Source organism: Streptomyces sp. RLB3-17, from assembly GCF_007113425.2.
Lineage (GTDB): Bacteria > Actinomycetota > Actinomycetes > Streptomycetales > Streptomycetaceae > Streptomyces > Streptomyces mirabilis_D.
The window spans coordinates 11,451,790-11,473,790 of sequence record NZ_CP041610.2 but is presented as its reverse complement, the minus strand read 5'-3'; the positions used below and the strand labels follow the sequence as shown (position 1 = coordinate 11,473,790).

Here is a 22,001-nt window from a genome sequence, read left to right as displayed (position 1 = left end):
CGCCTGACGCCTGCGAATCTCGTTGTCGAGAGTCTCGCCGCGTGAGGTAGAAGGGCGGCATGGATGCCGCCGTACTTGAACAGATGTTGGACGAGACCTTCGATCACGCTGTCGTGCACCACGGGTACACCAACTACATGCGCGACTACGAGGTCATCGTCCATGCGACGGCTGATCCCCGTACCGGCCTCACGCCGTCCCACCTGCGCTACCTCTTCAGGTACTGCGTTGAGGTGCGGTGCGAGACGTCGGTGCCGGCGGAGACCTGGCGGGTCTCTTTGGACGACCGGCTCATCGACCACGAAACCGGCCTCGACCTCGGCGGATACGTCTGGGGCGTGAAGTGGCACTGCCTTTATCCAGGAGCCAAGCTCCTCCCCGAGTCGGAGGCGACCCGACGCTGGTCAAAGGCCCTCGGGCTCGACTTCCACGAGGTGCGCATCGAGCCCAACGCGCACAACCTGGCCTTGCTCTTCTCTGACCTTCAGGTGAGCGAGGTCCCGGTTGGATATGCGCCGTTCGTCGTGGAGTAGGGATCAGAGTGAGTAATCGTCAAGACCTGTGGCTCAGTTGATTGCTTCAGGCTGCGTTGGCGGCGCGGCTTGAAGGTGCTGGACGGCCTCGGCTGCGGTGTAGGAGGAGGCGAAGGTGAACGCGCGGGGGGACGGCCCGTGCGCCCGCAGGTCCGCCAGCCGCTCCAGGGCCTCGTCGACGGTCGGGAGGTGACCGGCGGGGACCCACCAGAGCACCAGGTGCGCCTCGACGTGCCGTTCAAACCATTCGCGGCGCCGCTGCATCGCCGCTAGGTGCCCGCTGCGGTAGGTGAAGTGCCACAGGGCTTCCGGGGTCTCCCACACCGACAGGGTGACGATGACGTTCTCGCCCGCGGGGCGCAGACCGGTGGCGTCGGCCGCCCCCTCCTCCACGAGTCGCCACACGAAGCCGGGCGCGGCGTCGGCGGAGGCGTTGACCGGGTCGAGCATTTCGACGAACGGCGCCGTGCGCGGGTCGTCGAGGGGGTGGCGGAGCGTGGCGACGTTGAGGTGGGCGAGATGGGCGGCATGCGTGGATGCGGTCATGGCCTCATCCCAGCACGGCCCACTTTTCTATGTCAATCACCATTGTTTTTAGAAGTCTCGACCACCACGCAGCAGTCACCCGGCCGGGCGTCCATGCGAGCGTGGACGGGACCGTCCGTGCCGAGCAACCCCTCCAGCAGCGCGAGATTCATGCCGCAGACGAGCGGTGGGAAGCGTTCGGCGACTGCATGGAAGGGGCAGTTGCGCATACGGACAACGCGTGCGGCTGCCCCGGTCGCCCCCTCGACGCCTTCCAGGTGCGGTTCGTAGCCGCGGGCGGCCAGCATCTCCACAGCCTGTTCGAGGCCGCCGCAGGGCGCAGCCGAGCCGCGCAGGGCCTCGCCCCGGCGCCGCGCGGCCGCGCAGAGCTCAGCGTCCAGCCCGGCCTGCTCGGCGGCCTCGGCCAGCAGCTCGGCGGCGGTGCGGTAATCGCGGGCGGGCAGCGAAACCGACCGCTCGCCCCGCGCCCGCGTATACACCTTGGCGGGACGGCCCGCCCCCGGCCCCGAGCGGCCCGTCAGGCGGCGGCTGCCGCTCTCCAGCAGCCCGGCCTCGGCCAGCCTGTCCAGATGGTGCGCAGCGAGCGTGCGCGCCACCCCGGCCGCCTCGGCAGCCTCGTTGCGGCCTACCTCGCGGCCCTGCGCCGCCACGTACTCGTACAGACGACGCCGCACCGGATCCTGCAACGCCGCAATCGCCTCGATGTCCTCCACCCGGCCATTCTAGGAACAACACAGGTTGGAGATAGAACGGCGGGACCCGACCACACCGGCTCTGGACCCGTCGAGCTCGCCGGCCGCCTTGAGTTCGGCAAGCAGGGTGCCGGCAGCTGGTTGAAGACTCCGACCAGCTGCCGGCGGTCCAGGCGTCGGGGATGAGCGCGTTGCGGAAGCGGCGTGGGCGCTGAAGAAGGCTCAGTCGATCAGTTCGGCGGCCCGTTCGGCGATGGCGTAGACGGTCGCGTTGGTGTTGGCCGAGGGGATGGCCGGCATCACCGAGGCATCGGCGACCCGCAGTCCGGCTATTCCGTGCACGCGAAGGTTCGCAGGGTCGACGACGGCATCGGCGTCGGTTCCCATGCGGCAGGTGCCGGTGAAGTGGAAGTAGGGGCCGGTGGCCTTGCGGATGAACTCGTCCACGGATTCGCCGCTCGTCCCGGAGCCCGGCACCGCTTCCTGCTTGCGCCAGTCGGCGAACGCGTCGGCCTCCCCGATGCGGCGTGCCAGGGCCAGGCCCTTGCGCATGATCTCCAGATCACGGTCGTCGCTCAGGTAGCCGGGGTCGACGACGGGAGCGCTGCCGGGATTGGCGTCCGCCAGGCGCACGGTGCCGCTGCTGTGCGGAGCCATCGCAGAGAAAGCAATGGAGTAGCCGTTGGCCGGCGGCTGGCCCCATGCCGACGGGAGCGGTGCGGCGACGACGTAGACCTGAAGGTCCGGCCGGGCCGCGGCGGAGTCGCTGTACAGCAGGCCCATCATTTCGGCCGGCGGGTTGGCAGGAACGAACGGTACGGGCTGGATGGCCTCGTACACCACGCCCGCCATCGGATGGTCCTGCAGATGGGAGCCCACTCCCGGCAGGTCGGCGACGACGTCGATACCGTGTTCCTCAAGGTGTTGTGCCGGGCCGATCCCTGACAGCATCAGGAGGTGCGCGGAACCAATGGCTCCCGCGGTCAGTACGACCTCGGCGCCATCGACGGACAGGTGCTCCCCACCGATGGTGTACTCGACGCCGGTGCAGCGGCCCGCGGTGGTGCACAGCCGCTGCACGGTCGCGTCCGTGACGACGTCCAGGTTCGGCCGGTCGAGGAACGGACGGATGTAGGCGTCGGCCGCGCTCTGACGGGCGCCGCCAGGCAGATTCATGTCACTCCACCCGAACCCGGTCTCCAGCCCGCTGCCGATGTCATCGGCGCGTGCGAACCCAGCCTCCACCGCGGCGTCGACGCCCGCCGTGGCCAGGGGATGGGGTTCCGGGACCGGGGCGACCACGACCGGCCCGTCCGTGCCCCGCACGGAGGCATCACGGCTGCGAGTGCTCTCGCTGCGGCGGAAATAGGGCAGCAGATCGTCGAAACCCCACCCTGGAGCACCGAGGCCGGGCCATTCGTCGTAACCGGAGCGGTGCCCCCGCAGGTGGTAGAGGCCGTTGATGCTCGACGATCCGCCGAGCGCTTTGCCGCGCAGCACGTCAGCGACCCTGCCGGTGCCGGCCTGCACGGTCGAGGCGCCCAGCCAGAGGGATGACGGGTCGAACCCCAGGAAGCCCCAAGGAGATGCCATCGTCTCGGTCGCGTCCCGGGCTCCGGCCTCAAGCAGCAACACCCGCACGCCGGGGCGTTCCGAAAGCCGGGAGGCAATCACGCATCCCGCTGTCCCCGCTCCCACCACGACATAGTCATAAGGACTCTTGCCCATCATGTCTCCGCTTTCCACGGCAGCCTTGTCCGACCACCGGATTTCAGGAAATCAGCTCCTCGACGATCACGGAGCCGATTATGTTTATGTACTAAAGGGGTCTAAAAGTGAGGATGGCTGTCTTCGCGTCAGCCCTATGGGCCGCCCAGCCGCGTCCGGGCTCAGTGCGCGGAAGGCGTGGAACCGGCTGATCAGCAGCAAGCGGGCTCCAGTGGAGCACGGCTGTCCGGGTGGAGGCTCGCCACGCGCCCCTGCTGGTGCGGGCGTTGCTGGTGCTGACGGACACCGAGGTGACCCGGTGACAAACGATCACCTTGACCCGGCGGCACTGGGCACTCCCGATCCGCACACGGCCGATCACCCCGTTGGGGCTGTCCATGTCGGCGCCGGTACCTGCGATGACGGCCACGCGGCCGGAATTCTCTTGGTTCACGAGTTTCTCGTCTTTGATGTTTACCCGTCCAGGAACAGCCCGGGTGTTCCCTCTGCCCTCGAAGCTTAGGAAAACCGACACAGCTCGCACTTGAACCACCGCGACGCCCGTTCGGAACCTGAGCGCCATAAGGCAACCTTGGAGCGCGCGCGGCCGGGCTCACGGTGGAGTACATCGACGACCGGCCGGACGAACCGGCGATGCGGAGGCACTTCTACCGGCTGTGGCAGCCACACGATGCGGAGCTGCGCCGGGAGCTCGGTGACGACCAGGCGGCGCGGGAGGCCGGGCTGGTGCGGCCCCGGTTGGCGACGCGCGAGGCCTTGGCCGTGACGCTGAGGAGGCCTTCGGGTGCAGATAGGGGCACCTGGGCCAGGGCTCGGCAGGTGGACGGGGTGTCGGGTGGCTCGGGTTGCGGTGCTCTCCGCAGGGTCGTGGGGGACGACTTTGGCGAAGGTGTTCGCCGACGCCGGCAGCGACGTCACGATCCACGCCAGACGGCCTGAGGTCGTCGCCGAGATCAACGTCCGGCACCAGAACGCCCGGTACCTGCCCGACGTCGTCTTGCCCGACCGGCTCCGCGCGACAGTAGCCCCGGTCGAAGCGCTCGCCGGGGCCCGACATGTCGTGCTGTCGATCCCGGCCCAGGCGCTGAGGGCGAACCTCGCCGCCTGGGCCCGCACATCGAGCCGGACGCGGTCGTGCTGAGCTCGATGAAGGGGTCGAGATGTACTCCGGGCTGCGGATGTCGGAGGTGATATACCAGGTCACGGGCATCCCGTTCGAGCGGATCGCGGTGCTGTCCGGGCCGAACCTGGCCCGGGAGATCGCCGGTGGGCAGGCGGCCGCGTCCGTGGTCGCGCCCGACGAGACGGCCCCGCACGACGGAGGCCGCACGGGGGCACAGAAAGCAGCCAGGCCTTCTTTCAGCTGTTCAGATCTGTCTCATGTGATCCGTGGTTCAGTCTCGACTCGTTGTCGTGGTACGAGACAGGTGAGCCGACGGGAGTTCCTTTCCGGGCCCCTGAGGAGGGGCAAGAATGGATCTTTCCTTTGTACAGTCTGGGCTGCCCGACCTGGAGGGCAGCATCCGCGCGGTGATCCGCCGCGAGTAGCCGGCGACCATGACCAGCACCGGCGGCCGCCCGACCTGGCCGAAGCCCAGCGGGATGTCCGGGGGCGGGAACCACAGGTCGCACTGACCGATCTCGCCCGGCTCATAGACGGTCCGCGAGGCCGGATCCGCGGCCCGATAGACCGGCCGCAAATCCGGATCCGGTCCTTGAGCACGGTCAGGCCGCGGTCCCAGCGATCCGCTCAGGGATCACCGTCGCCGGCATCTCCGGCCACTGCTCGAGCAGTTCACGGATCTGCGGCTCAACCGCATCCACGATCGAACCCTTCGGTGCCCGCTGGTACTTCGGCGGCGCGTCGTCCGGAATCGCCCTGCGGACGGTGTTCCTCGAGATCCCCAACTTCCTCGCGATGGCCCGCACCGGCATCTGTTCGGCCCTGTGAAGCCGGCGGATCTCCGCCCAGTGAGCGGTGTGCATCGTGAAGTCGCAGGTCACGGGTCTGGTGTGAATGGCGAGTTGGGTGCTCGTGCCGGTCGGCGGCCGATGACCATGGTGTAAATCATCGGGCAGGTCCCGGCTCCGGCGGGATGCCGGGTTCGGCCGCGCCCACGACCGACCCCCGCTACGATCCGTCAGCAGGTCGGCACGCCGTGAGAACCGGACGCCGACCCGGCGGTGATCACCGGTTACAAGGCGGCCCGGAACCGGCCCCTGACCCGCGGTCAGAAGCTGTCCAACAAGGCACTGGCCGCGGTGCGGGCCCCGGTCGAGCACGGCTTCGCCCATCTCAAGAACTGGCGCGTCCTCGGCAAGGTCCGCACCGACCCGAACTGGGCGACCGCGCTGGTGCGGGCCCTGCTCGTGCTGACGAACCGGGAAGTCGCCCGCTGACGGATGATCTTGTCGGTCGACTACCGCTCCGGACCTGCCCGAGCTTCCTGATGCCTACGCACACCAGGCCGTCTGACGTGCGGTTTTCATGATGCACGGGTCTCAGTGCGCCGCGCACTCCCGCAGACCGCCTTCGTCATCGCCACCCCATATCCCGGGCTCGTCTGCGGCATCCTCACCGTCGACCAATACGTCGACCTCTCGCCGACGACGCGCATTACCCCTTTGAAAGCTTCCCTGCCACGACGTCCTGGCAACAATGCTCCCCATTCGATCACTTGGGAGCCTGCCGACCGCGAGGGCCCCGAAGTGGCGCCCTGCCGGGGCAACGAGGGCATTCGGTCACGGGACTTCGGGCTCCCGGACGGCGGACCTACGGGATCCTGACAGCCGGCTGGGGCGGCCCGTCGTCAGCCCCGGGTGGCCCGGTTGGCGCCGTAAGCACGGCTGACGGTGTCCACGATGCCTGCCTTCGCCTCCTGGAACTGTGCATCGTCAATGCCGGACTTGCGCAGGAATTCGATGCCCTGCATGGCCGCGAGCAGGCTCATCGCGGCCTTTTCGATGTCTGTGTCCGACCGGATCTCACCTGCGGCCCTGGCCCGCTGCAGTGCGGTCGTGAAGACGGCGATGATGCGGTCATACGTGCGCCGTGCCGCTTCGCTGACGTCATCGTCCTGCCGGGCGAGCGCGGCGGCCGAGCCGGAGAGGTAACAGCCGTCCTCGGTCAGTCCCAGGCGGCCGCTGTCACCGAAGGTCACCGCGGCCATGAGCCATTCCCAGGCGCTCTCGGCCGACTCCTGGTCCGCCTGCAGCCCGTTCACCTGCTGCTCGCAGTAGTCCCGCAGGCTCTTCACGAACAGACCGTGCTTACTGCCGAAAGCACCGTACAGACTCTGCGACGCCACCCCCGTCGCCTCGCAGAGGTCCGCCATGCTCGTGGCCGCGTACCCAGTGCGCCAGAACTGCTGCCGAGCGGCCTTCAGCACCGTGCTCTCGTCAAATTTTCGTGGTCGCGCCATGGGGAGACTCTACCCCGCAATTTGAGTACACGACCAAAAATGGCGGCGCCGGGCCCTGGCGGGCCGTCCGCCCGGAGGCGATGGAGCAGGTTTTTGGTTGTTCAACCAGAAACCGTGTTACGGTCGTGCCATGCCGCGTACTCCTCGGCGGGCCGACGCGACTCCCAAAACGAATCAGGTCGAAACGGTGCTCCATGGAAACCACGAGCATCGGCAACACGGAAAGCGGAACGAACCATGAACGAAAACGACCTCCACGCGCAGCGCGAAGCAACAGCCATCCAGTACTTCCGCCTGGTCGATGCCGCCGATCCGGCACTCCTCGAACTCTTCGCGGACGACGCGCAGATGTTCTTCCCGAAGTTCGGAACCGCCAAGGGCCTGGCGCAGATCGGGGCCTTCGCCCAAGGCTTCGCCCGGGGCATCGCTGACATCGAGCACGACATCGCGCACTTCAACGTCCTCACGTCCGGCGACTACGTCGTCGTCGAAGGGGCCGTCAAGGGAGAGACGACATCCGGTGTGGAGTTCCCCGACGGATCCTCATCCTTCGGACTCTTCTGCAACGTGTTCGAGTTCCAGGGCGAAAAGATCAAGAGGCTCCACATCTACGAAGACCCCGACTTCGCAGGCACCCACACAGACGGAGCGTCCTGGGGTCAGTCCGTACGTGACAGCATGTAGCCGGCACGACCTGTTCGTGACTGCACCAAGGGGACCGATGGGCTCCGCTCTCTCCCCCCGCGTCAGCGGCCAGCCAGATTCCCCCGCTCGGGCCACTTAAGCTTGTGGTTTATCCTCCGGCTTCGCGCATGTTTCACACGTGAGTGGGGTTTGCCCAGATCAGGGCACGTAGGAACGGCCTTCCGCTGATGCTGTGCTCCGTCACAGATACACCGCTCAGCAGGAAGACCGTGAGTATGAGCCTGTCGTGTGTGAGGGTCCCGCAGGATGCGATCGCGCAACTGTCATGCTTCCGGGCGGACTTCTACGACTCCTTGACCAGTCGTGCGGATGCGCTGTTCGAGCTGACGGACGCTCTGCTGTGCGCGGACGGGCCGGTGAAGACGCTGGTCGGACTGGCTCTTGAGCCCGAGCACCGGCGCGGGCACGGCGCGTTGTACAGCGGTCTCAACCGGGGCCGAATCGAGGTCGCCCGGTTGCGGCGGGTCCTGGCCTCGATGCCGCTGCCTCGGTCAGCCGACGGCCGTCTGGTCCTGGCCGTGGACGTCTCACCGTGGCTGCGGCCCGACGCCGCCACCAGCGACGCCCGCTCCTTCTGTCACACCTACGGCCGCGGCGAGAACAAGCACCTGATGATCCCGGGCTGGCCCGTCTCCTGGATCGTCGCCCTGGAGACGGGCCGCTCCTCCTGGACCGCGCCCCTGGACGCCGTACGGCTGCGGCCGGGCGACGACCTCGCGGCCGTGACCGCCGCCCAAGTGAGGGACCTGGTCAGGCGTCTGGTCGAGGCGGGCCAGTGGAACGTGGGCGACCCGCTCATCTGGATCGTGCTCGACGCCGGCTACGACGTGATGCGTCTGGCCTGGCTTCTGTCCGACCTGCCCGTCGAACTCCTCGGGCGCCTGCGCTCGGACCGGGTCATGCGCCGTCCGGCGCCCTCCCGCGAGGAGTACTACCGGGCCCATCCCCGCGGCGGCCACCCGCCCCGGCACGGCGGCGAGTTCATCTTCAAGGACCCCAGGACCTGGGACACCCCCGACGCGGAGACGAAGACCCTCACCACCCGCTACGGCACCGCCCACGCCCAGAGCTGGTACCGGCTCCACCCTGAACTGCAACAACGTGCCGCCTGGCGGAACCACCCCGGCAGGCTCCCTGTCATCGAGGGCACCGTCATCCGCCTTCAAGTCGACCACCTGCCCAACGGCGGTGACCCCAAGCCCCTGTGGCTTTGGTGGTCACAGCCCACAGCCACCCCGGCGGAGACCGACCAGGTCTGGCAGGCGTTCCTCAGACGATTCGACATCGAGCACTTCTTCAGAATGATCAAACAGACCCTCGGCTGGACCGCCCCGAAACTGCGCGACCCCGAGGCGGCGGACAACTGGACCTGGCTGATCATCGCCGCTTACACCCAGCTCCGCCTCGCCCGCCCCCTGGCCATCGACCTACGCCGCCCCTGGGAACGCCCCGTCCCTTCGAACAGGCTCACCCCCGCACGGGTCCGGCGCGGGTTCCGACACCTGCGTGCCAAGATCCCGACGCCGGCCGCAGTGCCGAAACCCTCCCGGCCCGGCCCCGGACGCCCACCCGGCTCGAAGAACCGCCACCCCGCCGAACGCTACGACGTCGGCCTGCTCCTCGTCACCGGCGAACTCCACCGCCGACCCACACATCACAAAATCGGCACCAAACCACGCCGCACTGGATAAACCACAAGTTAAGTACCTGTGTCACATCCTCTTTCCGCAGGTCAACGGGCCCTGGAGCTAGCGGTGATCAGTTTTGCCGTTCGGTTGAGCGTCGATGGACGCCGAAGCGAACGGCAGCGGGAGGGTTCGTCGGGTGGCTACTGCGAGGGGAGTCGGGGCAGCTTCGGTCCGGCGGTTTCGTCGGGTGAGGCGGCGGGTCATGAGGGTGAGGAAAGCCCACTGAGACCCGTGCATCATGAAAACTGCACGTCAGACGGCCTGGTGTGCGTAGGCATCAGGAAGCTCGGGCAGGTCCGGAGCGGTAGTCGACCGACAAGATCATCCGTCAGCGGGCGACTTCCCGGTTCGTCAGCACGAGCAGGGCCCGCACCAGCGCGGTCGCCCAGTTCGGGTCGGTGCGGACCTTGCCGAGGACGCGCCAGTTCTTGAGATGGGCGAAGCCGTGCTCGACCGGGGCCCGCACCGCGGCCAGTGCCTTGTTGGACAGCTTCTGACCGCGGGTCAGGGGCCGGTTCCGGGCCGCCTTGTAACCGGTGATCACCGCCGGGTCGGCGTCCGGAGGATCGTCGTCGAGGCCGATGAACCCCAGGTCGGCTATGGCGCCGAGCCCGGCGGCCCGCAGGTGGGCGGTGAGCTTGTCGTGGCGGCAGGCGGTGATCTCGGATGTGCGTCCGGGCCGCACCGCGGAGATCCACACCAGTCGGCCGCGGTCGTCGGGGAGCGCGATCACGAGCAGGCCATGGCATCTGTGCTTGCCCGAGTAGTTCGGCCGCTTGTCCGTCCCGGTGCGACGGCGGGTGCGTATCAGGGAGCCGTCCAGCAGGACCACGCCACCGCCCTTTCGGGCGATCTCCTTCAACGCGCGGTCCAGGCGCGGGGCACGGGCGGCCAGGAGGCCGACGACCTTGCGCACCCACCGGCTCACGGTGCTGCGGTGCACCCCATTCCCGTCGGCCAGGTCGCCGGGCCGCTGGTCACAGCGCAGCACCGCCAGCACGATGGCGGCGATCTTCCCGGCGGGCAGCGCCCGCCACCGGGAGCCGATCTTCTTCAGGTGGCCGCGTATCAGGTCGGCGAGGTAGTTCAGGGTGGTGCTCGACAGCGGCAGGCGGGCGGTGTAGACAAGGCCGTCAGGGCCCTCGGCGAGACCGTTGTTTTTCTTCACACCAAACTCAACTGCCGCCGGGGGCCCGCCAGTTACTGTCCTGACCGCCATGGCGTCCGCGCGGTCACGAGCGGGCGGTGAACCGCCCATCGGGCCGCTTGTGCAGCCAGCCGCGGTCGGCGAGCTTGGTCATCTTCGCCCTCAAAGGTTCCAGCTTGCCGCGCACCGCAGTGTCCAGGCCCAGCCGCTCGCCGACCGCCCTGACCTGCACCGGGCCGTCGGCCTCCCGCACGATCGCCAGGATCCTGCGGTAGTCGCCGGGCAACGCACCCTTGTCGACCGTGTCGCTGCGGTGCGGGATGAGGGGGTCAACTTTCGCGTGCCGCCGGCGCGCGTGCCGCCAAGGAAGCCCGCGGACTGCCGACCGGACGGCGCTCCGCGGGGTCCGGCTGGGCGACATCACAGTTGCCCTGCACCGATACCTCAGTAGTCGCTGAGCTTCACGCGGCGTTGTCCAGACCAACGAACACCTTCGCGATACGCCACTCGCCTTCGGCACGCTGCTGAGTGAACGTGTAGAAGCCCGTCGCGATCACGGTCGCGCTCCCGCCCGCGTTCGACGTCAGCATCAGGTAGGCCCACACCACTGCCGTGTCGGCGTCCGCACGGCGGAAGACCATGTTGATCAGGTTGTGCCTTCGCTGATCGGTTTGCGCTTCCGTTGCATCTCGCACCAGGTCGAGAATCGCCGCGCGTCCGACGAAGGGGCCCTGCTCGACCTCACCGGCGATGTTGACCGTCCAGGTGGCGTCTTCGGTCAGAACGCCCGCCAACGTCACCAGATCTCCGTGGTCCAGGGCGAAGACGTAGGGTGCCAGCGTCTGCTGGACGGCGAGCCGCTCCGCAGGGTCGAGATCCACCTCTCCCGCCGGCGTTGTGTTGAGGTGGCTGCTTCCCCAGCCGAAAGCCGCAGTTGTCGTCATATCAAGCCTCGCTCGTGCTCGGTTGTCGGGTGAAAGGTCAGGCGTGCACAGCGACAGCGGCCATCTGGTGTGGCCGGGAGGGCGGAGGACGTGACATGAGCGGTGCGCCGCCTTGCGACCGACCGCTCCACCGTCAGGGCGCCGGACCGCTGCCGCTGGCGACGGTGATGTCCCGGCCAGTGATGTCGCCCTTCCGCCGGCATCAGGAATGCGACCGTCTCGGCGATCTCCTGCGGCGAACCGAGCCGACCGCACGGGTCGGCTCGGTTCGCCGCAGCGAGCATCGCGGCCGCCTGGTCGCCAGGCGCGCCCCAAATTCTCCGCGTCGGCGTCTCGATGGCCGCCGGTGCCCCGAGGGCGAGTGCCGGACGTGCCTATGAAACGGCTCGTTCCTAAGCGACCGTGAGTACGATCTTGCCCTGGATGTGCCCTCGGGCGGCGCGTTCGTGCGCGGCTCGCGCGTCCGCGAGCGCAAACGTGCTGTCGATCGCGACGTGGATTGTGCCCGCGTCGAGCAGGCGCCCCAGTTCAGCGAGTTGCGCGCCGTTCGAGCGGACCTGGGCGCTCGAGACCGTGACGCCCAGCTTCACGGTCTCTTCTTCGTCGAAATCCCCGGGAAGTACGGGGAACTGGGCGCCACCGCGCTTGAGCGTGCGCAGGAAGCGTTTGCTGTCGGGGCCGCCGACGGTGTCGAGAACGAGGTCGATGTCGTGCACGAGTTCCTCGGGACGGCTCTTGGTGTAGTCGATGAACTGGTCGGCGCCGAGTTCGCTCAGGAACGGTGCATGCGCGCCCGATGCCACCGCGATGACACGTGCGCCCTTCCATTTCGCCAGCTGTAGTGCGAAGTGCCCCACGCCGCCAGCGGCGCCGTTGATGAGCACCGTCGTGTCGGCGTCGAGTGCCGTCGGGCGATGCCGTGCCTCCTGGAAGGGCGAGGGGTGATCGTGTCCGACCTCGATCAGGAACTGCCACGCGGTGAGCCCGGCCATGGGCGCCCCGGCGGCGTGCACGTGGTCGATGCCGGCCGGCTTGCGTGCGAGGTCCGACGCGGGCGCGGCCACGTACTCGGCGTATGCGCTGCCGTTGAAGCTGGGAAAACGCAGAAGACCGAAGACTTCATCACCTACGGCGAGGCCGTCCACGTCCGCGGCGACGGCCTCGACGACGCCCGACATGTCCGTCCCCGGAATCACCGGCAGGCTGACCGTCGATTCCGTCTCCCCGGGCATCGCGGTCAGCCCGTCGCGCAGGTACCAGTCCGGAGGATTGACTCCGGCCGCGTGGACGCGAACGAGCACCTCACCCGGCCCCGGCTCGGGAATCGGTACCTCGTCGTAGCGCAGAACGTCAGGGCCGCCGTGCTCATGGAGCCGGACCGCCCTCATCGTGTGTGTCGGCATCGTTTTCTCCTGCCCGCGCTGCGGGATAGGCTTATTCGGATCAGCGATCCACATAAATGGACCACTGATCCGAATATATGGACCACTGATCCGGATAGTCAAGGGGACAGATGCGGGCCGACGCCAGGAAGAACCGCGACCACGTGCTCGCAGTCGCGGGCACCGCCATCACCGAGCAAGGCGTCGACGTATCACTGCGCGACATCGCACGCAGGGCCGACGTCGGGCTCGCGACACTGCTGCGTCACTTCCCGACACGCGAGGCGCTGCTCGAGGCCTTGCTCCGCACGAGCTTCGACGAGATGACGGCACAGGCAGGCGAGCTCGACGCGTCGAGCTCGCCCGAAGACGCTCTCGTTTCGTGGCTACGCGACTGCGTGGCGTGGACAACCGAATATCGGGGCGTGACCGTGCTGATGGCAGCCGCCATCGAGGACACCGAGTCCGCACTCCACGCTTCGTGCGTCACCCTGCGCGCAGCCGGGGCGCGGCTCCTCGCCCGCGCCCAGGCCGCGGGCATAGCGCGGACCGACATTGATGGCACCGATCTGTTCGCGCTGGTAGCGGCGCTCGCGTGGCTCAGCGATCAACCCTCGCTCACCCCACGTGCCGATCATCTCTTCGAGGTTGTCGCGAGCGCGATTCTGACGAGCGCAGGGAGCAGTGATGCCGAGGAGGAACGCCGCCCTCGGGCCCGCAGCTGAAATCGTCGCACACGCGGACCAGCGAACTCGGCCGCGCGCTCGGCAGGAGCGGTTCGACGCCGAGTTCGCCAAGGCGGTCAAGGGCACCGGCATCGAGCCGCGCGCGACGGCTGGACACTGCACCGGATCCGCCACAGCACCCTGACACACGACGCCGAGGGCGGCACGCCCAGCCCGATGCTGCTGGCCCGCTCCCGCCACGCCTCCGACCGCTCCCTGGAGCGGTACGCACGCCCCAGGGTCGACGCGGTCGCCCGGCACGTCGCCGAACGCGACCCCGCCGCCCGACGGATGCGGCCGTCCAAATCCTGGATCTGTTCCGCGAGCTGGCCGATTCGCTGGGCCAGTAGGCACAGGATGATGCGGGTGGCCTGCAGCACCGCCTCTTCACCGTCTTCGCCGTTCTTGCCGTCGTCGGCGAGCCGTGGCGCCGAGCTGCTCGTGCAGGATAAAGCAGCGCATATGCGCGATGATCGACTTATGTCCTGGAGTTCCCGAAAGCGTGACCCAGGGACCGATCCGGATCGCTCCGCGCACCGTGTCTCTGGTAAAGGGACCCTTTCGACCGCAGACGAGGAACTGCTGCGCACTCTGTACGCGGAGCACGCGGGACCCCTGTTCCACTACGTGCTGCGACTGACCTCAGGAGACTGGCAATGGGCGGAGGATGTCGTGCAGGAGACGCTGCTGCGGGCGTGGCAGCATCCCGCCGCGTTCGACCCGGCACGCGGCCCGGCCCGGGCATGGCTGTGTACGGTGGCCCGGCACCTGGTCATCGACGCCCACCGGGCCCGGCGGGCCAGACCGGCCGAGGTCGGCGGCGAGGCGCTGGAGCGAGCCGCCGAGCAGGCACCGGGCGAGGACGAGATCGAGCAGGCACTGCAGAGCTGGGCGGTGGCCGATGCCATCCGGACGCTCACCCCGGACCATCGCGCGATCCTGCTGGAGACCTACTACCGGGGCCGGACCATGACGGAGGCCGCCCGGGTGCTGGGCATCCCGCTGGGCACCGTGAAGTCGCGGACGTACTACGCCCTGCACGCCCTGCGGCTGGCGCTGCAGGAACGGGGCATCGAGCCATGACCGTGGCGGGCAGGGGGCGGTGAGCATGAGTGCGGAGCACGACGCCCTCCGGCTGACGCTGGGTGGATACGTCCTGGGCACGCTGCCCCCGGCCGACATGGAACAAGTGCGCGCCCACCTCGCGGCATGCACCGAATGCCAGGCCGAACACGCCCAGCTGGCGGGACTGCCCGCGCTGCTGACGACGGTGACCGAAGCCGAAGCCTCAGGCCAGACGGTGCCGACGGCCGACAGGGACCTGACCGACCGGCTGGTGGCACGGGCAGCCGAAAGCGCGCAGGGCTCCCTGCCCGAACGGCCCGCCGTGCCCGCGGTGTCGCAGACGCCAGAGGGGGGTGTGCTGGAGAGGCTGCTCCAGCAGGCCGCGGCCCGGCGCCGCAAGTCCTGGCGTCTGCAACTGGCTGGCGCTGCAGTCTCGCTGATGCTCATCGCGGCAGCGGCCGGCGGCACGTGGCTTGCGGCTGCCGGATCCGTGGGCAGTCAGGCGAAGCCACCCGGGTCGACTACCTGGCGCACTTTCTCCGGAAGCGATCCCACCACCGGTGTCTCCGCCTCGGTGAAGGTCTCGCCCTCTGCCTGGGGCAGTCTCCTGCAGATCTCCGCCAGGGAGGCACCCGCCGGAATCACCTGCCGGCTGCAGGCGGTCGGGCCCGGCGGGGCCAGGGCGGACGGCGCTACCTGGCGGGCAGGCGAGTACCCTCCCGGCACCACGATCCCAGGGGCGGTCGACATGGCTCCGGGAGCCATCGAGCACTTTGAGATCCTCGCAGGCAACGGTCAGAAGCTGGTGACCATTCGGGCGTGAGGCCAGGCCGTGGCGGTCATGTCACGGGACGGCCCGGCCGCCCAGTGACATGACGACAACAGCCGGGCGTGAGCGCATGGTGGCACAAGAGGCCAAGAAGACGTCGCCTTCGAAAGGCCGGGCCCTCAGCGGAGAGGGGCCTCGGGCAGTCGACAACACCCGTGCGGCCTCAAGACCGGTGGACCGGGTGAGTGGGCCGACGGGGCGTGCACAACTCTACTTTTTCCCCGAAGTCCGTACAGCCCGGAGAAGAGGATCCAGCACGTCTGCACGCCGAGGACCGCAGCCCAGCCGAGATGCGGGCAGGGATGTCCGTCCCGCTCTACGGCGCGACGCTCCCGCAGGGCCGTCCGGAAGACCACGGGCGAGGGGACCGAGCTGCCGGTGCCCGGTCCGGCAGTGCGGCAGCGAGCTCTGGGCAGAAGCGGCTGAGCCCAGACAGGCGCCGACATTGACATGACTCGCAAGAATCCGAATAAAAGAGGCGAATAGGTCGAACCGTCCGGCATGCGTCGTCCGTGGAACTGAATGAGCGCGCCCATGCAGGATCAGGATCCGGCCTACCGACCGCCCCCGACATTATTTGCGGTCACCCCGTTCCGGTCTCAGCCAATCCACAGAAGAGCCAAGAACATGTTTGTGACCGATTCCGCCAGCCCGACTTCACTGCTTGGCCGGCCCTGCCGCCGCCAGGCACTGCGCACCCTGCCGGCGCAGGAGGCGCACGTCTCCGCCGCCCGTCACTTCGCGGCCGATTTGCTGGAGACCTGGAGTGTGCCCACAAGCGAGCGGGACTCCGCCGTTCTCATCGTCGACGAACTCGCCGCCAACGCCGCCCAGTACGGCCATGAGCGCATGACCCTGCTGCTCGCCCTCGACCACGACACTCTGCACATTGTGGTCACTGACTCCGGCGCGGCCGTGGAACGCCATCGCCCCGACATCGCCCCCGACGAACACGGCCGTGGCACCGGCATCGTCCAGTACCTCGCCCAGTCGACCGAGATCCGCCAGACACGCAGCGGCCGCGAAGTCCGCGCCTGCCTGAGGTGCTCGCCATGACCGGACCGTACGCTCCGCACGAGCTGCGACCCCCTGCCGGGGCCGGCACTACAGCACAGCGACGGGCTACCGGGGGCGGCCACGGCGCCGGGTCACCCGACGCCCCCGCCGAGTGGGTCTTCGCGACCCACAAGCCGTGCCCCATCGACGGCCGCCCGGGCCCGGTCCACGTACCCATGCGGTCCACGGCACACCCATCGGCCCTCGATCACGGAGGCCCCCACCACGACACGGTGCTGTGTCAACGGTGCGGCGCCGGTCCCTGCGTACCGGCGGAGGTGTGAGCGTGGACGTCACCCCGAACAGCGGCAAGGGCATCGACGCCCCGCCCCCGCACGAGGCATATGCGAATGCGCCAGATCTGCGCCGCACGATGCACCAAGTGCTCGCCCTCGGAGCCGAACGCGACGGCCGCCAGGCCAGGCCCCTCACACGGCCCCCAATCGATGCGACGGCCGCCGAACGCGCCTGGCTGCTACGCCGGACCGCCCTCATGGACCGGATGGCCCTGGACGACCCCGGCCCCGGCCCGGTCGCAGAAACCGCCGAACAACTCCTCCGCCACGACCGCCGCCATCCCGACCTGGCGGCCGGCCCGCACCACTCCGACACCATCACGCCCGCGTAGCTGGCCCAGATGAACCACGTGCATGACCGCCAGTTGCCACAGCCCACCACCAGTGACAAGGAGCCACAGAACATGGGTGGAAAGCAGAAGACACTCGCCATACTTGCCGGAACCGTGCTGGCAGCCGGACTCACCAGCCCGGCCTTCGGGTCCACCGCCGCTCACCCGCCGGCCCTGCGCACCGTCGCGACGGGGTCGGGGATGTCGGTCGTGGAGTGGAACCGCGAGCTCATCACCATCCTCGGCGATCCGAAGGCGCAGCCGTCCAGCGTCCAACCCACGCGCAGCTTCGCGCTTCTCCAGGCCGCCGAGTACGACGCCGTGGTATCGATCACCCGGGCCGGCCCCGCCTACGTGTTCTCGGTGTCGGCGCCAGGAGGCGCTCGTGCGGATGCCGCAGCGGACCAGGCGGCCCACGATGTGCTGGTCGCCCTGTACCCGGCCAAGCGCGCAGGCGTGGACCAGCGGCTGAGCAGCCAGTTGTCCGCGATTCCCAACGTCCCGGGCAAGCAGGCGGGCATTGGTGTGGGAGCCGCGGTCGCCCGCCGACTGATCAGCCTGCGGTCCAACGACGGGTCCTCAGCCGAGCCGCCGCGGTTCCGCCCCGGCAACAAGGCCGGTGACTACCGGCCCACCCCTCCCAAGTTCCCGGCACCGGTGTTCACCAACTGGGGCTCGGTCAAGCCGTTCGTGCTGGCCAGCGGACGCCAGTTCCGCCCGGCACCGCCGCCGGCCGTGAGCGGCGCCGCCTACGCCACCGCCTTGAACGAGGTCAAGAGCCTGGGGAGCAAGACCAGCACCACCCGCACCCCCGATCAGACGGCAGCCGCGAAGTTCTGGGCGGCGGCACCCGTCTGGAACGTCTGGAACCAGGTCGCGCAGGGCCTTGTCACCTCCCAGAACGCGAGCCTGGAGAAGGCGGTGAAGGTCTTCGCCCGGCTCGACCTGTCCCTCGCCGACACCACAATCGCGATGTACGACGCCAAGTACGCCTACCGCGTATGGCGGCCCGTGAACGCCATCCGGCTCGGCGGTACGCACTACAACCCGAGCATCGTCGGCGATCCCAACTGGACCCCCCTGCTGCCGACCGCACCCGATCCGTCATATCCCGGCGCTCACGGCGCTCTCAGCCAAGCTGCGGCAACGACGCTCGCTGGGTTCTACGGTGCGCGGCACCATCTCGCGGTGACATCGAAGGGCGCCACCCGAACCTTCGCCGGCTTCCAGGACGCCGCCACCGAAGCGTGGCTCAGCCGGATCTGGTCCGGCCAGCACACCTCCCTCGACAACCGCGCGGGCCAGCAACTCGGCACCCAGGTGGCCGATTTCGTGGCGCGTCATCTCTGACCCCCCGCCGCGCGACAACCATTCACACCATGGCAGTGACCAGAAGCCAGTGGTCCCGGCGCATCGGGTACCACTGGCTCGGACCACGCTCAGAGAGCGGCCATCCTCCGCGCCGAGGGCCCGCAGCTGCTGGCCGGCAGGCCGGATGTCCGCCCATAAGAAGTCCTGGCTTCCTATCACCGCGACGCACTGACTGAATGACTGTCGCGGTCGGACCCGCCCGGCCGCCCCACGTCGCTGAGCGCGGGCCTGCCCATGTCACTGTCGGCGGACCCGCAATCGGGGGCCTCGCTCGGAGTCCCCGCAGGTGCCTCAACACCCCCGGGTCTGCAGAAGCTTCGAACCGCCGACCGCATCCCCACGCAGCTCACAGCCGAGTGACCACTGCCGCCGCAGGTAGGGCGCGGCTACTTGCCAGCCAGGCCGAGGTTGGCGCCGTCACGGAGGTCCGGGAATCCCTGGGCGAGGACAGCCGCCGGCTCCAGGCACGCATGGCGAGTGGCAGCCTCCGCCGGGTTCGTCGCGCAGCCCAGCTCCTGATACGTAACGGCGGCTTTCTCGATTTTCTCCGCGACCGAGCGCAGGGTGGCGAAGCCGTCCCGGCCACTGATCTGCGTCAGGGCAAACGACGCATCCTCGCTCGTCGCCTTCGCCGCGACGCCGCACTCCTGCGTGAACATCTTGGGCGACGCCGTTGAGCAGAGCGAATTGCCACCAGAGCCAAATCGCTCTTCGTGCACGGAAAGCCTCGACTCCACAGCGGACTTGACCTTCTCGACCGTTGCCACCTTCTCGGACATCGGATTCGCGGACTTGGCCGCGAAGCCACTCGCCGGCGGAGACGACTCCGGACCCGCTGCATCGTCGAAACCGGTGCAAGCAGAAAGCAGCGCGACAGCTGCCGTGACGCCGCTGACCATCAACCACAGCTGTTTCCGGTTCACGCGTTCCCACCCCGCATCGGACCTTGAACGCGTCACCTCAACCCGCGCCGATCAAGCCCCGCCAATGTGACCGCCGCCATAACCCTCCGCGCCGGGCAATCCGAATCGGAACGCGCGCAAACCGAGCAACGGGCCTGGAATAGCGCACCTCCGGAACAACCGCACTGCCCCAGTACCACTGCGCACACTCGCAGTTGCCTGGAGTGCCAGGACGGCACCCCCGCGGACCCCACCACTTACATCGCCCCGGACATGGCCTGGCAGCCTGACCAGCACCCATCCGGCCAGGTCGGAGGCTTGACGGTCTCACGGGAACGGCCGCACTCAACCGGCGTGGAGTCCACGCCCGATACGTCGTCGCTCCACAATGTGGTGTCCCGGGCCAGCGTGCGGGTCACGTGGCGGACGAGGTCTGCGGACTTGCGCAGGCGCCTGTTGTAGCCGGGCTGCTTGAGCAGGTTGGGGAAGAGGTACCGCAGGTGGGCGTGAGCGTGCCGCAGCCACCGTGCCTCGGAGGTGAAGCCGAGCATGGCCTGCATCATCGCCAGGGTCACCAACTCGGCGTCGCTGAGCCGCGGCGCGATGCCCACGGCCGGCCGCATGGCCCGCACTGCGGCGAACCCTTCAGCAGATCATCGGTCTTCACGTAGAGCGCGGTCGCGAGGGAGTCCAACTCTTTCTTCACGCACCGACATTGGACTCCCTCGCCTCGACTGAGCAGGGGTGACAGTGGCAATCCCGGCGTGGGTACCTTCGACTACGGTGTCAGCACGATCCTGCCGAAGACCTCGCCCGCGTCCATTTTCTGGTGCGCCAGCACGGCTGCGTCCAGTGGCAGCACCTCGTGCACCACTGTTTCGATCTCACCCCGGCTCGCTGCGGCGAACTGCTCGCTCCGCACGGCACGCCGGTCGGCTCCGGTGACGGTGGCTGCGCTGAAAGCGGCGAAGGACATCGACTTCTGGAACGCCGCCATGATCTTCGTGCCGAAGTCCGCCGGTGGCTGGCCTGCGACCGCGCCCACGGCCACCATGCGGCCGTTCGGGTTGAGCCGGTCGAAGAACGACGGCATGTCCTTGCCGGCCACCACGTCGATGATGACGTCATACCCCGCGGGAGCTGGTTCCCCTCCGTCACCGGAGCGGTCCAGCACGTGGGTCGCGCCGAGGCGTCGCAGCTGCTCGCCGCGCTCGGCCGAGGAGGTGGTGACCGCCACCGCGGCGGCGCCGCCGCGAGCGGCGAGTTGCACGGCCATGATCCCGATGCTACCGGCCGCACCACGCACCAGGACCGTCTCCCCGGGGGCGAAGTGGGCGTGGCGGAGCCCGAAGTGGGCCACCACGCCGGAACTGCCGAGTGTCACCGCATCGACTGCGGACAGGTTCACGGGCAGGAGGACGATCTCCTCGACCGGTGCGAGGGCCTGTTCGACGTAGGCTCCGCCGGTGCCGGTGAAGGCCCACACCCGCCCGCCGATCCACGAGGCGTCGACGCCGTCACCGACCGCGGTCACGGTGCCCGCCACCTCGCTGCCCGGGATGTGGCCCTCCTTGAAGCCGTAGGCGGCCAGGGCCCCGCTTCGGATCACAGTGTCGACTCCACCGACGCCCACGGCCTCGGTGGCGATCACCACCTGTCCGGCAGCAGGTGCGGGAGCCGGCAGGTCGACAACAGCCAGACCTTCAGGACCTCCGTACGTCTGGATCGCGATTGCCTTCAGTGTCGTCTCCCATGTTCTCGGACCGATCAAGTGCGGTCGTGCTCAGTACCCGCCGCCGATCGCCGCCAACGGCGGGAGGGGGTTCACGGCGCGGCAGGGGTTCGGTTCCGGTGCTGTGCGCCCCCGCTGATCTCGGTGAGCTGCTACGCCTTGAACGCTAACGGACGCCCCCGTCCGTTTAGGTAAAGTGAGAGCATGATCGACCGTTTGCCTCACACCCTGCGTTCCGACGCGCTGGACAACCGCGAGCGCATCCTCGACGCGGCCCGGGCACTGTTTTCCACCGACGGCCTGGACGTGCCGATGCGGGAGATCGCCCGGTGCGCGGGGGTCGGACCTGCCACCTTGTACCGTCACTTTCCGACCAAGCAGGTGCTGGCCACCGAAGCCTTCGCGGACCAGTTGCGCGCATGTCGCACCATCGTCGACGACGGGTGCGCCGATCCCGATCCGTGGCGTGGCCTTTGCCTGGTGATCGAGAAGATCTGTGAGCTGCACGCGCGGGATCGGGGTTTCAGCGAAGCCTTCATGTCGACCTTCCCAGGGGCGTCGGATGTCGCGGGCCGGGAGTACACGGTGAAAGCGGTCGCGGGACTGGCCCAGCGGGCCAAGGACGCAGGGCACCTGCGGTCCGACTTCGTCCTGGACGACCTCATTCTCATCCTCATGGCCAACAAGGGGATCCACACCAGATCGACCGACACCCAGGTCATGGCCTCCCGACGCTTCGCAGCGTTGGCGATCCAGGCGTTCGAAGCCTGCCCTCAGCACGCACCGCTACCACCAGCGGCACGACTGATCTCTGCAGCACCGGACAGCGCCTGACCGTGAGCGAGCGGTATCCACGCTCGACGCACGAACCACCGAACCCCTTGGAATAGATCATCTAGATATCGC

The 22,001-nt window shown here is 68.6% G+C and carries 21 protein-coding genes and 4 pseudogenes; 13 read left to right on the top strand and 12 right to left on the bottom strand.

Features of this window, described 5'->3' with window-relative positions:
• Positions 1–59: 59 nt before the first annotated feature.
• Entirely contained in the window at positions 60–533 is a 474-nt protein-coding gene (locus FNV62_RS51795) for a hypothetical protein (RefSeq protein WP_143630324.1), read from the top strand.
• Positions 534–566: 33 nt separating this feature from the next.
• On the opposite strand, the gene FNV62_RS51790 is transcribed toward FNV62_RS51795, so the two are convergent.
• The 3 genes from FNV62_RS51790 to FNV62_RS51780 form a co-directional block, all read right to left on the bottom strand.
• Entirely contained in the window at positions 567–1,079 is a 513-nt protein-coding gene (locus tag FNV62_RS51790; protein WP_143630322.1) for a DUF3291 domain-containing protein, read from the bottom strand.
• Between the two features lie 32 nt (positions 1,080–1,111).
• Entirely contained in the window at positions 1,112–1,792 is a 681-nt protein-coding gene (locus FNV62_RS51785) for a helix-turn-helix transcriptional regulator (protein WP_143610846.1), read from the bottom strand.
• 201 nt (positions 1,793–1,993) lie between these two features.
• Positions 1,994–3,499, bottom strand: coding sequence for a GMC family oxidoreductase (locus FNV62_RS51780; RefSeq protein WP_143652485.1), 1,506 nt, complete (start codon positions 3,497–3,499; stop codon positions 1,994–1,996).
• A gap of 889 nt (positions 3,500–4,388) precedes the next feature.
• Here FNV62_RS51780 and FNV62_RS56585 point away from each other — a divergent pair.
• On the top strand, positions 4,389–4,640 hold the full coding sequence (locus FNV62_RS56585; RefSeq protein ID WP_240363102.1) for a hypothetical protein: 252 nt from the start codon (positions 4,389–4,391) through the stop codon (positions 4,638–4,640).
• A 19-nt stretch (positions 4,641–4,659) separates the two neighbouring features.
• A pseudogene (locus tag FNV62_RS57355) lies at positions 4,660–4,737 on the top strand (hypothetical protein); the annotation flags it as partial.
• 270 nt (positions 4,738–5,007) lie between these two features.
• On the opposite strand, the pseudogene FNV62_RS51770 reads toward FNV62_RS57355, so the two are convergent.
• Positions 5,008–5,485, bottom strand: a pseudogene (locus tag FNV62_RS51770) (helix-turn-helix domain-containing protein); the annotation flags it as partial.
• A 180-nt stretch (positions 5,486–5,665) separates the two neighbouring features.
• Here FNV62_RS51770 and FNV62_RS51765 point away from each other — a divergent pair.
• Positions 5,666–5,899 (top strand): annotated as a pseudogene (locus FNV62_RS51765) (transposase family protein); the annotation flags it as partial.
• A 410-nt stretch (positions 5,900–6,309) separates the two neighbouring features.
• Here FNV62_RS51765 and FNV62_RS51760 read toward each other — a convergent pair.
• On the bottom strand, positions 6,310–6,921 hold the full coding sequence (locus tag FNV62_RS51760) for a TetR/AcrR family transcriptional regulator (protein ID WP_143630319.1): 612 nt from the start codon (positions 6,919–6,921) through the stop codon (positions 6,310–6,312).
• Positions 6,922–7,158: 237 nt separating this feature from the next.
• Between FNV62_RS51760 and FNV62_RS51755 the strand changes: the two genes are divergently transcribed.
• Entirely contained in the window at positions 7,159–7,605 is a 447-nt protein-coding gene (locus FNV62_RS51755; RefSeq protein WP_143604809.1) for a nuclear transport factor 2 family protein, read from the top strand.
• A gap of 236 nt (positions 7,606–7,841) precedes the next feature.
• On the top strand, positions 7,842–9,317 hold the full coding sequence (locus FNV62_RS51750; protein ID WP_143630318.1) for an NF041680 family putative transposase: 1,476 nt from the start codon (positions 7,842–7,844) through the stop codon (positions 9,315–9,317).
• Between the two features lie 325 nt (positions 9,318–9,642).
• Here FNV62_RS51750 and FNV62_RS51745 read toward each other — a convergent pair whose 3' ends face one another.
• From FNV62_RS51745 to FNV62_RS51730, 4 genes are all read right to left on the bottom strand, one after another.
• Positions 9,643–10,482: a transposase family protein gene (locus FNV62_RS51745; RefSeq protein ID WP_143630315.1), complete on the bottom strand. Its 840-nt coding sequence runs from the start codon at positions 10,480–10,482 to the stop codon at positions 9,643–9,645.
• Positions 10,483–10,546: 64 nt separating this feature from the next.
• Complete coding sequence (locus FNV62_RS51740; RefSeq protein ID WP_225900719.1) at positions 10,547–10,747, bottom strand: hypothetical protein; 201 nt, start codon at positions 10,745–10,747, stop codon at positions 10,547–10,549.
• Positions 10,748–10,922: 175 nt separating this feature from the next.
• Positions 10,923–11,405 carry a nuclear transport factor 2 family protein gene (locus FNV62_RS51735; protein WP_143630313.1) on the bottom strand — a complete coding sequence of 161 codons (483 nt, stop codon included), beginning with the start codon at positions 11,403–11,405 and terminating at the stop codon, positions 10,923–10,925.
• A gap of 392 nt (positions 11,406–11,797) precedes the next feature.
• Positions 11,798–12,808 (bottom strand): NADP-dependent oxidoreductase, encoded by a 1,011-nt coding sequence (locus FNV62_RS51730; RefSeq protein WP_186003254.1) that lies wholly within the window; start codon positions 12,806–12,808, stop codon positions 11,798–11,800.
• Positions 12,809–12,918: 110 nt separating this feature from the next.
• On the opposite strand from FNV62_RS51730, the gene FNV62_RS51725 reads away from it, so the two are divergent.
• From FNV62_RS51725 to FNV62_RS51700, 6 genes are all read left to right on the top strand, one after another.
• Entirely contained in the window at positions 12,919–13,512 is a 594-nt protein-coding gene (locus FNV62_RS51725) for a TetR/AcrR family transcriptional regulator (protein WP_143630311.1), read from the top strand.
• Positions 13,513–13,992: 480 nt separating this feature from the next.
• Positions 13,993–14,595 (top strand): sigma-70 family RNA polymerase sigma factor, encoded by a 603-nt coding sequence (locus FNV62_RS51720; protein ID WP_143630309.1) that lies wholly within the window; start codon positions 13,993–13,995, stop codon positions 14,593–14,595.
• Between the two features lie 25 nt (positions 14,596–14,620).
• Positions 14,621–15,400: an anti-sigma factor family protein gene (locus tag FNV62_RS51715; RefSeq protein WP_143630307.1), complete on the top strand. Its 780-nt coding sequence runs from the start codon at positions 14,621–14,623 to the stop codon at positions 15,398–15,400.
• 639 nt (positions 15,401–16,039) lie between these two features.
• On the top strand, positions 16,040–16,462 hold the full coding sequence (locus FNV62_RS51710) for an ATP-binding protein (protein WP_225900718.1): 423 nt from the start codon (positions 16,040–16,042) through the stop codon (positions 16,460–16,462).
• Positions 16,463–16,748: 286 nt separating this feature from the next.
• The gene (locus FNV62_RS51705; protein WP_225900717.1) at positions 16,749–17,090 is read left to right on the top strand and encodes a hypothetical protein; all 342 of its coding nucleotides are present in this window, start codon (positions 16,749–16,751) and stop codon (positions 17,088–17,090) included.
• A gap of 72 nt (positions 17,091–17,162) precedes the next feature.
• On the top strand, positions 17,163–18,440 hold the full coding sequence (locus tag FNV62_RS51700; RefSeq protein ID WP_164331905.1) for a vanadium-dependent haloperoxidase: 1,278 nt from the start codon (positions 17,163–17,165) through the stop codon (positions 18,438–18,440).
• A 407-nt stretch (positions 18,441–18,847) separates the two neighbouring features.
• Here FNV62_RS51700 and FNV62_RS51695 read toward each other — a convergent pair whose 3' ends face one another.
• The 3 genes and pseudogenes from FNV62_RS51695 to FNV62_RS51685 form a co-directional block, all read right to left on the bottom strand.
• Positions 18,848–19,384, bottom strand: a complete 537-nt coding sequence (locus tag FNV62_RS51695) for a hypothetical protein (protein ID WP_143630302.1) — start codon at positions 19,382–19,384, stop codon at positions 18,848–18,850.
• Positions 19,385–19,660: 276 nt separating this feature from the next.
• Positions 19,661–20,069 (bottom strand): annotated as a pseudogene (locus tag FNV62_RS51690) (IS982 family transposase); the annotation flags it as partial.
• A 72-nt stretch (positions 20,070–20,141) separates the two neighbouring features.
• The gene (locus FNV62_RS51685) at positions 20,142–21,104 is read right to left on the bottom strand and encodes a zinc-binding dehydrogenase (RefSeq protein ID WP_164331978.1); all 963 of its coding nucleotides are present in this window, start codon (positions 21,102–21,104) and stop codon (positions 20,142–20,144) included.
• 195 nt (positions 21,105–21,299) lie between these two features.
• On the opposite strand from FNV62_RS51685, the gene FNV62_RS51680 reads away from it, so the two are divergent.
• Positions 21,300–21,929 carry a TetR/AcrR family transcriptional regulator gene (locus tag FNV62_RS51680; protein WP_097282008.1) on the top strand — a complete coding sequence of 210 codons (630 nt, stop codon included), beginning with the start codon at positions 21,300–21,302 and terminating at the stop codon, positions 21,927–21,929.
• Positions 21,930–22,001: the final 72 nt, after the last annotated feature.